Source organism: Arthrobacter sp. SD1074B (assembly GCF_056780195.1).
In genome coordinates, this window is the sequence record NZ_JBRAZT010000001.1 from 2,083,400 (window position 1) to 2,096,715 (window position 13,316).

Consider the following 13,316-nt stretch of genomic DNA (forward strand, 5'->3'; position numbering starts at 1 on the left):
GTCAGACCCGCACCAGCGGCCGCAGGGCCTCGAGCAGCTTGGGGCCGACGCCCTCAACGGCGTCGAGTTCCTCAACGCTGCCGAAGCTGCCGTGCTGCTGCCGCCAGTCGACAATGCGCTGGGCCAGGACCGGCCCGACGCGCGGCAGCGTGGCCAGCTCTTCTACGCCGGCGGAGTTCAGGTTGATTTTCCCGGCCGGGGGCGGCGTCCCGCCGGACACGCCCGTCCCGGCAGCGGCGGAGGGGTCAACGGCAGGCTCGGCCGGGTCCGGGCCGCCGCGCTCCGGGACGAGGATCCTTTGCCCATCCTCGACGACTGCGGCCAGGTTCAGCCGGTCCAGGTCTGCCGCGCGGGTACTGCCACCGGCTGCCTTGATGGCTTCGTTGACCCGGCTTCCGCGCGGCAGTTCCACCACGCCGGCCTTGGCGACGGCGCCGGCGACGTGGACCACGATGGTGGCCGTCGCCGTCGGGCCGGGTAAGTCTCCGTCGGCGGGGTCCGCAGCGGCAGCCGCCCCGCCGGAGCCGGCCTCATCGGCCGGAGCCCCCGCGGAACCGGAACCGCCCAGGGATCCCGAACCAGCCGCGGCGTCCCACCCCGGTGCTTCGCCCAGGGGCTGGGCACGGGGTGCGCCGTCGACCGACTGCCACCAGAACCAGCCGCCCAGTAACACGGAGGCCACGGCGGTCAGCGCCGCGGCACGCCGCCCGGTGCGCCATCTGAAGGCCGGGACCGCAGGAGCGCCGGGAGCCGGTGTCTCAGTGCTGGGAGGGCCGGCAGCCGGCAGGTCGGGCAGCGCCTCGTCCGGCACCGGGCCAAGGCTGGCGGCCCACCGGCGCCGGGCCAGGCCCGATCCCTGGCGTGGTCTGCTACGGGCACCGGATCCCGGATATCGGCGAGACATGCAGCCAGCCTACGGACCGCACCGTGCCCGGCTGCAGCCGCGGGAAGGGCTATGTGGAAAGCGCGCCGGGCGCCCCTTCGGTTTCAGCTGCCCCTGGTAGCGGGGTGCTGCTCTCCCCCACGATGACGGCCAGCACGCCAAGGCCGGCGTGGGCCGCCAGCACGGCCGGCAACGAGCTGATCTGCGCCGGCGGGCAATCCGGCAGCAGCCCAGCCAGACGGGACGCCAGTTGCTCTGCCTCGGCCCGGTTGCCGAAGTGGTGCACTGCTATCCGCGCCTCGCCGCGTGGACGGGACAGCGCATCAGCGGCCGCGATTTCCTCCAGCCGGGCAATGGCGCGCGGCGCAGAACGGACTTTCTCCAACGGCACCACCTTGCCGCCGTCGACAGCAAGGATCGGTTTGATCGAAAACATGGTGCCCCACAGCGAGGCGGCCGCGCCGATCCGCCCACCGCGGCGCAGCTGCTCGAGGCTTGGCACATAGAAATAAACCTTGGTACGGGCCAGCCGTTCTTCGGCGAAGGCCCTGACCTCGTCCGCGCCCCGGCCATCGGCGGCCGCTACAACGGCACTCTGCACGCCCATGCCCTGCGCCATCCCGACCGTGCGGGAATCCATGACCGCCACCGGGATCCCCACCTTGGCCGCAGCCAGCCGGGCGGAGTCCGCGGTGCCGGAGAGCTCACCGGAAATGTGCAGCGAGACGACCGATTCGAAGCCGCGTGCCGCCGCTGCGAGGTAGGCCTGCTCAAACTGGCCCGGTGAGGGCCTGGAGGTCCGGACCGGGATGCCGCTGGCCAGGGCGACGGCGATCGTGTCGGCGATGTCGTCCTCGCCCTCGCCGTAGATTTCGGCGCCCACCATAACAGGCATCGGCACCACCGTCAGGCGGCCGTCGGCGCTGAAGTCACGGACCCAAGCCGCCGGCAGGGCCGCGGCTGAGTCCGTGACCACAGCCGTCCGGACGGCGACCGCGGGTACCGGTTCCGGAACTGCTCCGGGCCGGGCGGCCTGGCGGAGCCGGACGAGGCGCTCGCGCAGCCACAGCCAGCCCGGGGGCTCACGGTCCGGCACGAAGCACCTCCTGGAAACAGTTCCGGCCGCCGGCAATTGCCGGCGGCCGGTTCACGAACGGCCTGCCCGGCTACGCCGGGACGATGTTGACCAGTTTAGGCACCCGCACAATGACCGTGCGGATACCCCGGCCGTCCAGCGCACGCTGGACGTTGTCCGAGGCCAGCGCCAGTTCGCGCAGCTCATCCTCGGAGATGCCCGGGGACACCTCGAGCCGGTCACGCACCTTGCCCTGGACCTGCACGACGGCGGTGACCGTGTCCTGCACCAGCAGGGCCTCGTCGTGCGTGGGCCAGCCGGCGTTGGCCACCGACGCCGGGTGTCCCAGCACATTCCACAGGTCCTCTGCGGTGTAGGGGGCGAACAGGCTGAGGATCACCGCGACAGCCTCGACGGCCTCGCGGACGGCCGGGTCCGCGCCGCCGGCACCGCCGTCGGCGTCAATCTTTTTGCGGGTCGCGTTGACCAGTTCCATCAGCTTTGCCACCACCACGTTGAACTTGTTGTGCTCCAGCAGTGCCTGCGCGTCGGCGATGGTCCGGTGGGTGACGGTGCGCAGCGCACGGTCACCGGTGGCGAAGTCGACGCCGGGTTCGCTGCTGACGTCCTGGCCGAGCCGCCAGGCGCGGGCCAGGAACTTCGCGGAGCCCGACGGCGACACGTCCGCCCAGTCGACGTCGTCCTCCGGTGGGGAGGCGAAGATCATGGTCAGCCGCACGGCGTCGACGCCGTACTTGTCCAGCTGTTCGCCCAGGTCCACACCGTTACCGAGGGACTTGCTCATCGCCTTGCCGCCGTTGAGCACCTGGCCCTGGTTCAGCAGCGCCCGGAACGGCTCGTCGGCCTCGATCAGGCCCAGGTCGTGGATGACCTTGGTGAAGAAGCGGGCGTACAGCAGGTGCAGGATGGCGTGCTCCACGCCGCCGACGTACTGTCCGACAGGCATCCAGTCGTTGATCCTGGCCGGATCGAACGGGCCCTCGGTGTAGTCGGGCGATACGAAGCGCAGGAAGTACCAGGACGAGTCCACGAAGGTGTCCATGGTGTCCGTGTCGCGCTTGGCCGGGCCGTGGCAGCCGGGGCATTCGACGTTGACCCACGCTTCCGCGGCGGCCAGCGGGGAGGTGCCCTTCGGGGACAGGTCCTCGCCGCGCAGGTTCTCCGGCAGCCGCACTGGCAGCTGGTCGTCCGGAACCGGGACTTCGCCGCAGGCCGGGCAGTGGATGATCGGGATCGGGGTGCCCCAGAAACGCTGGCGGCTCAGCAGCCAGTCACGCAGGCGGAAGTTCACGAACTTCTCGCCGGTGCCCTGCTGCTCCAGGATCCTGATGGCGGCCGGGATGGCCTCCGCTTTGGGCAGTCCGTCCAGGGCGCCGGAGTTGATCAGGGTGCCCTCACCGGTGGTCGCCGTGTCGGACACGGCCGGGTCTTCCTCGCCGGTGTCCAGCACTGCCCGGACGGGCAGGTCGAAGGTCTTGGCGAAGTCCAGGTCCCGCTGGTCGTGGGCCGGGACGGCCATGATGGCGCCGGTGCCGTAGTCGGCCAGGACGTAGTCGGCGGCCCAGACCGGCAGTTTCTCCCCGTTCAGCGGGTTGATGGCGTAGCGGCCGGTGAAGACCCCGGTTTTCTCCCGCTCGGTGGACTGGCGCTCAATCTCCGACAGCGCCTTGACCTGCTCGCGGTAGGCGTCCAGGGCGGCGGCGTGTTCATCGGTGACCAGTTCGACGGCGATCGGCGCGTCGGCGGCGACCACGAAGAACGTTGCGCCGTACAGGGTGTCCGGGCGGGTGGTGAAGACCGTGACATCCTTGGCGGGCTTGCCGCCGGCAGCCTCGACCACGAAGGTCACGTGGGCGCCTTCGGAACGGCCGATCCAGTTCTTCTGCATCGCCAGGACCCGCTCGGGCCAGTGGCCGCGCAGCTCGTCCATGTCGTCCAGTAGCCGGTCGGCGTAGTCGGTGATCTTGAAGTACCACTGGTTCAGGGACTTCTTTGTCACGGCGGTGCCGCAGCGTTCGCAGGCGCCGTTGACGACCTGCTCATTGGCCAGCACGGTCTGGTCCTTGGGGCACCAGTTCACCGGCGAATTCTTGCGGTAGGCCAGCCCGCGCTCGTAGAAGCGCTTGAACAGCCACTGGGTCCAGCGGTAGTACTCCGGATCGGAGGTGTGCAGCCGGCGGGACCAGTCCACGGAGATGGCGTAGCGCTTGAAGGACGCCGCCTGGGTGTCGATGTTGGCGTAGGTCCACTCGCTGGGGTGCGCGTTGCGTTTGATGGCAGCGTTTTCCGCAGGCAGTCCGAAGGAGTCCCAGCCGATCGGGTGCAGCACGTCGTAGCCCTGCTGGCGCAGGTAGCGGGCGACGACGTCGCCCATCGCGAACGCTTCGGCGTGGCCCATGTGCAGGTCGCCGGACGGGTACGGGAACATGTCCAGCACATAGCGGCGTTCCTTCGAACCGTCATCCAGGGGCGTGAAGACCTTGAGGTCCTCCCAGACCTGCGGCCATTTGACCTCCATGGCAGCGAAACTGTAGGCGCCCTCCTCGGGGCCTTCGCTCGCGACGGCTGCTGCTGTTCCGGTCTCTGTCTCCGGCTGAACGCTCACTGCTGGCCTCTTCTGTTCTTTCGATCTTGTCGGATCAGGACTGTCCCGCCTGATCCCTTGGTCCCCTGCTAAGTTCCGGTAACTGTCCCGGACACACAAAAGCCCCTCGACACGGAGGGGCTGCCGCTCGGCAATCCGGGTTTTCGTCGGGATGCCGGGCGGCTAGCTAAGCAGGAGGATCGCACGCATACGACTACTTTAGCGCACGCCCCGCCAGCGCTAGGTAAGCCGCCACGAGCGGCTGAAGTATGGACGCACTGGAGAGGGAGGCCGCACCCCGCCAGGCTGTGGTGGGCACCGCGAAGCGGGCGGGGCGGGTGCGGCCTCCCTCGACAGAGGCTGGGACCTACTTCACGTCCTCGTCGACCCAGTCCATGGACTTGGTGACGGCCTTCTTCCACAGACGCATCTGGCGCTCGCGTTCGGCCTGGTCCATCTGCGGCTCCCAGCGCTTGTCCTCGGACCAGTTGGCGGAGCACTCGCCCAGGTCCTTCCAGAAGCCGACGGCCAGGCCGGCGGCGTAGGCGGCACCGAGCGAGGTGGTCTCGACGACCTTAGGCCGGATCACCGGCACGCCCAGGATGTCGGCCTGGAACTGCATGAGCGCGTCATTGGCGACCATGCCGCCGTCGACCTTGAGTTCCGTCAGCGGCACGCCTGAGTCGGCGTTGACGGCGTCGAGCACCTCGCGGGTCTGGAAAGCGGTGGCCTCCAGCGCGGCACGGGCGATGTGGTTCTTGTTCACGAACCGGGTCAGGCCGACGATCGCGCCGCGGGCGTCGGAGCGCCAGTACGGTGCGAACAGGCCGGAGAACGCCGGCACGATGTACACGCCGCCGTTGTCCTTGACCGCGGCCGCCAGCGTTTCGACCTCCGGGGCGCTGCTGATCATGCCCAGGTTGTCGCGCAGCCACTGCACCAGCGAGCCGGTCACGGCGATGGAGCCTTCCAGCGCGTAGTGCGGTTTGGCGTCGCCGAGCTTGTAGCCGACGGTGGTCAGCAGCCCGTTCTTGGAGTGGACGATTTCCTCGCCGGTGTTAAAGATGAGGAAGCAGCCCGTGCCGTAGGTGTTCTTGGCCTCGCCGGTGTCGAACGCGGCCTGGCCGAACGTTGCCGCCTGCTGGTCGCCGAGGATGCCGGCGACCGGCACTTCACGCAGCAGCTGCGAGGTGTGGACGGTGCCGTAGACCTCGGAGGAGGACTTGATGGCGGGCATCATGGACGCCGGAACCCCGAACGCGTCAAGGATTTCCTGGTCCCAGGACAGCGTCTCGAGGTCCATGAACATGGTCCGGGACGCGTTGGTCACGTCGGTGACGTGGACGCCGCCGTCGGTGCCGCCGGTAAGGTTCCACAGCACCCAGCTGTCCGTGTTGCCGAAGACCAGGTCGCCGGCTTCCGCCTTGGCCCGGGCGCCCTCGACATTGTCGAGGATCCATTTGATCTTGGTGCCGGAGAAGTAGGTGGCCAGCGGCAGGCCGACCTTCTGCTTGAAGCGCTCCGGGCCGCCGTCCTTGGCCAGTTCGTCGACGATCGGCTGGGTGCGGGTATCCTGCCAGACGATCGCGTTGTAGACGGCTTTGCCGGTGGTCTTGTCCCAGACCACCGCGGTTTCACGCTGGTTGGTGATGCCCACGGCGGCGATGTCGTGGCGGGTTAGGTTCGCCTTGGACAGTGCGGAAGCGATGACCTCGCGGGTGTTGTTCCAGATCTCGGCGGGGTCATGCTCCACCCAGCCGGCCTGCGGGAAAATCTGCTCGTGTTCCATCTGGCCGGATGAAACGATGTTGCCGCTGTGGTCAAACACGATGGCGCGGGTGCTTGTGGTTCCCTGGTCAATGGCAATTACATACTGGTTCACGTTGACGTCCTTGTCTGTTGGGCCTGGCGGTTGAAGTGATGCAGTTCTAACGGGTGTTGTTCAGGGGTTCGCTGCAGCAGGATCAGGCTGCGGCGGTGGCGATGATCGGCACCACCGCTGCCACGATGCCGGCGAGTCCGCCGCCGACCAGCGGTCCAACGACCGGGATCCACGAGTAGCTCCAGTCCGAGGACCCCTTGCCCTTGATGGGGAGCAGGGCGTGGGCGATGCGCGGGCCAAGGTCACGGGCGGGGTTGATGGCGTAGCCGGTGGGGCCGCCGAGCGAAACACCGATGCCGACAACCAGCAGCGCCACAGCGAGCGGGCCGAGGCCCGAGGGCGTGCCGCCGAAGGTAAGGATGACGAAGACGAGCACGAAGGTGCCGATGATTTCCGTGATCAGGTTCCACGGGGTGGAGCGGATGGCGGGTCCGGTGGAGAACACGCCCAGCTTGCTGGCGGGCTCCGGTTCGACATCAAAGTGCTGCTTGTGGGCCAACCACATCACCACGGCACCGAGGAAGGCTCCCAGCAGTTCACCGCCGAAGTAGGTCAGGGTGGAGGCGAAGTCGACCGCGACGCCGGGGGCGTACTCCTTCTTGCCGTTGAGCAGCAGGCCGAAGGTGACGGCCGGGTTCAGGTGCGCCCCGGACTTGGCTGCAACGAAGACACCGGCGAAGACGGCAATGCCCCATCCCCAGGTGACCATCAGGAACCCGCCGTTGTTGCCTTTCGTACCTTTCAGGGCGACGTTGGCCACAACGCCGCAACCCAGCAGGGTCAGCATTGCGGTGCCGAATACTTCGGACAGGAAAACTATTCCAAGAGACATCTTTGACTCCTCTATTTTCTGTTGTCAGCCCTTCGCGAGTTTGAAGGGCCGTTGGGCCGGCAGCGGTTTCGCGCTGCCGGCCGGCCACTGCGGGGTCCCCCTGGGAGAAACCCCGCAGCCCTTGTGTCCGGAAGGACCACCCTCCGGGCACGCAAGTTGTTAGGCGACCAGGCTGTGCACCTGGACGCCGTGGAACCGGTGGAGCACCTCCTGGGCATGGGCGATCTCGGCGGTCCGGGTCGAAGCGTTCCAGCCCAGCGGCCCGGACAGGATCTCGGCGACCTCGTTCAGCAGTTCACCGGTCACGAGGCCGCGGAAAGCAAGCGAGGTGCGGCGGATCAGTACGTCCACCAGGTGTCCGAGCTGTTCGTGGGCTGCCATGAATTCCAACTCACGAACGCTCAGCTCCCGGGTGGAGTGCAGCAGGCGATCGGGCCCGGCGTCGAGGTAGGCCATCACGTCCACCGCGCGGGTGCCGTAGCGGGTCAGCAGGCCCGCGGTGCGGTCCGCGTCCCGGCCGGCCCCCATGTGGGCCTTGATCCAGCGCTGTACGCCCTCCTCGGTTTCCGGGAAGCTGGCACCGCCGCCAATGGCGAGCTTCGCCGTCGAGACCTTGCGTTCGAGTCCGAGTTCGGCGAGGACGTCGTTGCTGAGGTGTTCGGCGAGGGCCCGGAAAGTGGTCCACTTCCCGCCGACCAGGCTGAGCACGACGGCGTCCCGCTGACCGCTGCCGCCGGCCTTGCCCTGCCCGCTGCTGCGGGCGGGGCCGCGGCGTTCGATCCGATAGTCGCGGCTGACGAAGCCGGGCTGGGTGGCGTCGTGCCGGGGCAGCGGACGCACGCCGGAGAAGGTGTAGACGATCTGCTCGCGGTCCACCGGGACGTCCGGGAAGACGTGTCCGATGAGGTCGAAGAAGTAGTCGATCTCGGCGTCCGTGCAGACGGTGTCCTCGGACAGGTCGGCGTCGACGTCGGTGGTGCCGACCAGGACGCGGTCGCCCATCGGGTAGATCAGCACGATCCTGCCGTCCGTGTGCTCGAAGAAGATCTCCCGGCCCTGGCAGGCCTCAAGCAGCCCGGGGTGGTCCAGCACGATGTGGGAGCCCTTCGTGCCGCCCATGAACGCCGACTCGGCGCCCATGGCCTGGTTGGTCAGGTCCACCCAGGCGCCTGTGGTGTTGACGACGACGTCGGCGCTGAAGTCGAAGACGTCGCCGGTGAGTTCGTCGCGGAGCTGGACCGTGCCGGACTTCCCGTTCCTTGCGGCCCCGCCGTCCATCGACACCAGGGAGAGGTAGTTGCTGGCACGGGCGCCGTTGCCGCCCGCTTGGCCGGCCTTCTCCCCGTCCTGAAGCACGTCCAGGGTGAGCCGTTCGGGGTTGTGCACCGAGGCGTCGAAGTAGGTCGCGGCGTACTTGATGCCCGGGTGCAGCCGGGGCAGTTCGGCCAGCGCGCGCTTGCGGCCGCGGAACTGGTGGCGCGGCACGGTGCCGCCATCGCGGGAGAAGAAGTCGTACATGCTCAGGCCCAGCTTGATCAGGAAGGCGCCCCGTTCGGTGTGCTTGCCCTGCTTATGGGTCAGGAACCGCAGCGGTGCGGCGAGGATGCCGGAGAACGTGCTGAAGATGGGGATGGTGGTCTGCAGCGGCTTGACGTAGTGCGGGGCGATGCGGAGCAGCCGGTTGCGTTCGACGACGGACTCCTGGACCAGGCGGAACTCGCCGTTTTCGAGGTACCGGATGCCGCCGTGGATCATGTGCGAGGAGGCGCCGCTGGCGCCCTGGCAGAAGTCGCCGCGTTCGACGAGGGCAACGTCGACGCCTTGCAGGGCGAGGTCGCGGAAGGTTCCGACTCCGTTGATACCGCCGCCGATGATGAGCACCTGCGCGTGGGGCCGGTTCCGCAACTGCTGCACGGACATGCGCTGAGTGCTCGACGCCGGATTGCCCGGTGTTGCCTTGTTTCCCAAAACTGCTCCTTGGGGATTGGTGCTGTGCGGCGCGCCCACCGGGCCCGCCGCCGTTCAACACTATTCTTTGGACTAATGGAAAATGGAGTCAAGCACTATGCACAAACGTGCAGAACGGATCTGGAATGTCGCCAACCCGCCCGTCGGACGCCCTCCGCGCCGCCCAGTTGTATTACCTGCAGGACCTGACCATGGACGCCATCGCCCGGGAGCTCCGCACCTCCCGCTCGACCGTCTCGCGGCTGCTCTCGGCTGCCCGGGAATCCGGCCTCGTGCAGATCCAGATCCGCAGCCCGCTGGACACCGGACCCGAACTCGCCAGCATGATCCGTGCCCAATACAAGGTCGACGTTCACGTCGTCCCGGTCGTGGACACCCTCAATGAGGCGGAGACACTGGACCGGGTGGCGATGCAGGCTGCGCGCACCATCGGCCCCCTGGTGGACTCGAACGCCATCATCGGAGTGGCGTGGGGCTCCACCCTGAGCGCGGTCAGCCGGCACCTGACCCGGAAGATCACGCACGACAGCATCATCGTCCAGCTCAACGGCGCCGGAAACATGCAAACCACAGGAATCACCTACGCCTCGGACATCATGCGTCGTTTCGGCAGCGCCTACGGGGCCCGCGTGGAACAGTTCCCGGTACCGGCGTTCTTCGACCACGCCTCAACCAAGAAAGCCATGTGGAATGAACGCAGTGTGCAACGCATCCTGCAGCTGCAGTCCCGGATGAGCATCGCCATTTTCGGGGTGGGATCGGTCGACGCCGACTACCCCAGCCACGTCTACGCCGGCGGCTATCTGGACGAGGACGACCTGAGCGTGCTGGCGGACTCCGACGTCGTGGGCGACGTCGCGACGGTGTTCTTCCGCGCCGACGGTTCATCCGACGGGATCACGCTCAATGAACGCTCCACCGGACCGGACCTGGCCCAGCTGCGGCAGGTCCGGCGCCGGATCTGCGTGGTGTCCGGCGCGTCCAAGATCAACGGGCTCCGCGGCGCGCTGGCCGCCGGCCTGGCCACCGACCTCATCCTCGACGAGGCCAGCGCGCGGCGGCTGGTCAGTTCCGGGGGCCTGTCCTGACGGCCGGGCGCCACCGGCCAGGCCGCTGGAATGGGTAGAGTCGTTGCTATGAGACTCTCCCCCCGGTTGACCCTGAACAACGGTGTGAAGATGGACCGTCTCGGGTTCGGGCTCTATAAGGTTCCGCCCGCCGACGCCGCTGGGCTCGTTACCATGGCCCTGGAGGCCGGCTACCGGCACTTCGACACAGCGGCCATGTACGGGAACGAGACGGGCGTGGGACGGGCAATCGGGGCGCTGTCCGCCTTCGACGGTTCCGCCGGCGGCTCCGGTGAGTTGCACTCCGCCCTCGCCCGGGAGGATCTCTTCGTGACGACCAAGCTCTGGAATGACGACCAGGGCTACGAGGCGACGCTGCGGGCCTTTGACACCTCGATCGCCAAGCTGGGCCTGGAGTATGTGGATCTCTACCTGATCCACTGGCCGTGCGCCCGGCGTGGACTCTTCCCGGAGAGTTACCGCGCCCTTGAGACGCTGTACCGGGAAGGGAAAGTCCGCGCCATTGGGGTGTCCAACTTCCAGCCGGAACATCTGGACCGTCTGCTCCAGGGAGCGGAGGTAGTGCCCGCGGTCAACCAGATTGAGCTCCACCCTTGGCTGCAGCAGGCAGAACTGCGGTCCCTGCACGCCTCGCTGGGCATCACCACGGAGGCCTGGAGCCCGCTGGGGCGGGGCCAAGTGCTGCAGGATCCTGTGGTCTTGGAGCTCGCCGCGGCTCACCGCCGTACCGCAGCGCAGGTGATCCTGCGCTGGCACCTGGAGCTGGGCAACGTGGTGATCCCCAAGGCCAGTTCCTACGCCCGGATCCGCGAAAACCACGACATCTTCGGGTTCAGCCTCAGCGCCGCGGACCTGGACGCCCTCGCCGGCCTGGACCGGGGATTCCGCACCGGATCCAACCCCGACGACGTCAACTAGGACCTCAACGAATGGAACACGTGGCCACCGAGCCCCCGCCCCCGTCTCCGCTGCTCAGCGCCGAACTCGACAACCGCAGCAGCGCTTCCGCGGTGGAGCTGAACGGCACCCGGATCGCTTACTGGAGCTACGAGCCGGTCCGTGAGACCGCTGCCACCCGGACTATCCTCGTGATCCACGGCTTCCGCGGCGACCACCATGGCCTGCTCCGGGTGGTGGACCAGCTGCCCGAAATGCGCCTCATTATGCCCGACCTTCCAGGATTCGGCGTCTCCGCCGCCTTCCCCGCCGGCGGGCACAGCGTCAGCGGCTACGGCGGCTTCATCAGTGACTTCATGACGGCCCTCGGGCTGGGCCCGGACACCGTTCTGCTGGGCCACTCCTTCGGTTCGATCATCGCCAGCCACTTCGTCGCCGACCATCCCGGCGCGGTCGCTGAACTGATCTTGGTCAACCCCATCGCCGCGCCCGCCCTGGAAGGGCCCAAGGGGCTGATGACCAAAGCAGCGGTACTTTACTACGAGGCGGCCGCCCGGCTCCCCCGGGCCCTCGGGAACGCGCTGCTGCGCAACCAGCTGATCGTCCGCGTGATGAGTGAGACCATGGCCAAAACCAAGGACAAGACGCTCCGGCAGTTCGTCCACGCCCAGCACAGCGCCTACTTCTCCGCTTTCGCCAACCGCGACAGCCTCCTCGAAGCCTTTAAGGCCTCGGTCAGCAGCAACGTCGCGGAGGTGGCTCCGCGGCTTGACCTGCCGGTGTTGCTCGTGGCCGGCGAGAAGGATGAGATCGCCGCCCTCCCCGACCAGCACAAACTGCTCCCGCTGCTGCCGGACGGAACCCTCGAAGTCATTCCCGGCGTCGGGCACCTGATCCATTACGAAACCCCGGAACCCGCCGCGGGTTTCATCCGACGCTTCTTGAAGGACCACGCCGCGTGAAAATCCTCATTGACGCCCGCTTCACCAGGCTCGACCACCACGACGGCATCAGCCGCTACGGCGCAAGCCTTATCGCCGCCACCGCCAAGATCGCGGACGTCTCGATGCTCATCAGCGACACCCGCCAACTGGCCCTGCTGCCGGACGTGCCCTACACCCTGATCAACAGCCCGCTCTCACCGGCGGAGTTGTTCGTGGCGGCCAAGGTCAACCCGTTGGGGGCCGAGGTCGTGGTGTGTCCAATGCAGACCATGGGCAGCTGGGGCCGGAAGTACGCCCTGGTCCTGACCCTTCACGACCTGATCTACTACGAGCACCCCGCGCCTCCCGGTTTCCTCCCGGCCCCGGTCCGGGTTCTCTGGCGGCTCTATCACAAGGCGTTCTGGCCCCAGCGGGTGCTGCTGAACCGGGCCGACGTGGTCGCGACCATCAGTTCCACCACCGAGGCCCTGATGGCGAAGTACCGCCTGACGAAGCGGCCGGTCCGGATCGTCGGGAACGCCCCGCAGCCAGGACTCACCCCTAGGGACCCGGGTGCCGGGGCAGACAAGACGCTGCTCTATATGGGGTCCTTCATGCCCTACAAGAATGTCGAGACGATGGTGAAGGGCATGGCCGAGCTGCCCGAGATGACCCTGCACCTGCTGAGCCGGATCGCGCCCGAACGCAGGGGCGAGCTGGAGGCGCTGGCCCCGGCGGGCGCCCACATCGTGTTCCACAACGGCGTGACGGATGCCGAGTACGAGGAGTTGCTGGCCCGCACCACCGCCCTGGTCAGCCTCTCCAAGGCGGAGGGCTACGGCCTGCCCCTGGTGGAAGCGATGTCGCACGGCACGCCGGTGATCGCCAGCGACATCCCGATTTTCCGCGAAGTCGGCGGGGACGCTGTCAGCTATGTTGATCCGGATTCCCCATCTGCGTTTGCCGCTGCGGTGCGCGGGCTTGAGGAGCCGGAGCTTTGGAAGGACCGCTCCAGCCGGGCCGTTCAGCGGGCAGCCGAGTTCAGCTGGGACGCCTCCGCACGCCGGTTGCTGGCGGCCGCCGAGGAAGCCGTGGCCCTGCGCGCGCGCCGCTCGCTTCGACAGTAGCCTTCGACTCCGGTTTGAACCGCGTCCAAAAAGACC

The 13,316-nt window shown here is 67.8% G+C and carries 10 protein-coding genes; 4 read left to right on the top strand and 6 right to left on the bottom strand.

Features of this window, described 5'->3' with window-relative positions:
* Position 1: 1 nt before the first annotated feature.
* The 6 genes from ACUYM2_RS09630 to ACUYM2_RS09655 all read right to left on the bottom strand — a co-directional run bounded on the left by ACUYM2_RS09630 (position 2) and on the right by ACUYM2_RS09655 (position 9,197).
* On the bottom strand, positions 2–904 hold the full coding sequence (locus tag ACUYM2_RS09630) for a helix-hairpin-helix domain-containing protein (RefSeq protein ID WP_481599860.1): 903 nt from the start codon (positions 902–904) through the stop codon (positions 2–4).
* A 49-nt stretch (positions 905–953) separates the two neighbouring features.
* Entirely contained in the window at positions 954–1,979 is a 1,026-nt protein-coding gene (locus ACUYM2_RS09635; RefSeq protein ID WP_481599861.1) for a DegV family protein, read from the bottom strand.
* 70 nt (positions 1,980–2,049) lie between these two features.
* Positions 2,050–4,584, bottom strand: coding sequence for a leucine--tRNA ligase (gene leuS, locus ACUYM2_RS09640; RefSeq protein WP_481599862.1), 2,535 nt, complete (start codon positions 4,582–4,584; stop codon positions 2,050–2,052).
* A 346-nt stretch (positions 4,585–4,930) separates the two neighbouring features.
* The gene (gene glpK / locus ACUYM2_RS09645; RefSeq protein ID WP_481599863.1) at positions 4,931–6,445 is read right to left on the bottom strand and encodes a glycerol kinase GlpK; all 1,515 of its coding nucleotides are present in this window, start codon (positions 6,443–6,445) and stop codon (positions 4,931–4,933) included.
* Positions 6,446–6,527: 82 nt separating this feature from the next.
* Entirely contained in the window at positions 6,528–7,277 is a 750-nt protein-coding gene (locus ACUYM2_RS09650; RefSeq protein WP_481599864.1) for an MIP/aquaporin family protein, read from the bottom strand.
* A gap of 159 nt (positions 7,278–7,436) precedes the next feature.
* The gene (locus tag ACUYM2_RS09655) at positions 7,437–9,197 is read right to left on the bottom strand and encodes a glycerol-3-phosphate dehydrogenase/oxidase (RefSeq protein WP_481601457.1); all 1,761 of its coding nucleotides are present in this window, start codon (positions 9,195–9,197) and stop codon (positions 7,437–7,439) included.
* Positions 9,198–9,370: 173 nt separating this feature from the next.
* Here ACUYM2_RS09655 and ACUYM2_RS09660 point away from each other — a divergent pair, with 173 nt between their 5' ends.
* From ACUYM2_RS09660 to ACUYM2_RS09675, 4 genes are read left to right on the top strand one after another with little or no spacing between them, the layout of a single operon-like run.
* The gene (locus ACUYM2_RS09660; protein WP_481599865.1) at positions 9,371–10,333 is read left to right on the top strand and encodes a sugar-binding transcriptional regulator; all 963 of its coding nucleotides are present in this window, start codon (positions 9,371–9,373) and stop codon (positions 10,331–10,333) included.
* Between the two features lie 48 nt (positions 10,334–10,381).
* Positions 10,382–11,251 carry an aldo/keto reductase gene (locus ACUYM2_RS09665; RefSeq protein ID WP_481599866.1) on the top strand — a complete coding sequence of 290 codons (870 nt, stop codon included), beginning with the start codon at positions 10,382–10,384 and terminating at the stop codon, positions 11,249–11,251.
* Between the two features lie 11 nt (positions 11,252–11,262).
* Positions 11,263–12,192: an alpha/beta fold hydrolase gene (locus ACUYM2_RS09670; RefSeq protein WP_481599867.1), complete on the top strand. Its 930-nt coding sequence runs from the start codon at positions 11,263–11,265 to the stop codon at positions 12,190–12,192.
* Positions 12,189–13,280 carry a glycosyltransferase family 4 protein gene (locus tag ACUYM2_RS09675; protein WP_481599868.1) on the top strand — a complete coding sequence of 364 codons (1,092 nt, stop codon included), beginning with the start codon at positions 12,189–12,191 and terminating at the stop codon, positions 13,278–13,280. Before ACUYM2_RS09670 ends, ACUYM2_RS09675 begins: the two co-directional genes overlap by 4 nt.
* Positions 13,281–13,316: the final 36 nt, after the last annotated feature.

Coding starts and splice junctions, on each gene's coding strand:
- ACUYM2_RS09630 (WP_481599860.1), bottom strand. CDS start 904: ATGTCTCGCCGATATCCGGGATCCGGTGCCCGTAGCAGACCACGCCAG.
- ACUYM2_RS09655 (WP_481601457.1), bottom strand. CDS start 9,197: ATGTCCGTGCAGCAGTTGCGGAACCGGCCCCACGCGCAGGTGCTCATC.
- ACUYM2_RS09650 (WP_481599864.1), bottom strand. CDS start 7,277: ATGTCTCTTGGAATAGTTTTCCTGTCCGAAGTATTCGGCACCGCAATG.
- ACUYM2_RS09665 (WP_481599866.1), top strand. CDS start 10,382: ATGAGACTCTCCCCCCGGTTGACCCTGAACAACGGTGTGAAGATGGAC.
- ACUYM2_RS09670 (WP_481599867.1), top strand. CDS start 11,263: ATGGAACACGTGGCCACCGAGCCCCCGCCCCCGTCTCCGCTGCTCAGC.
- ACUYM2_RS09660 (WP_481599865.1), top strand. CDS start 9,371: ATGTCGCCAACCCGCCCGTCGGACGCCCTCCGCGCCGCCCAGTTGTAT.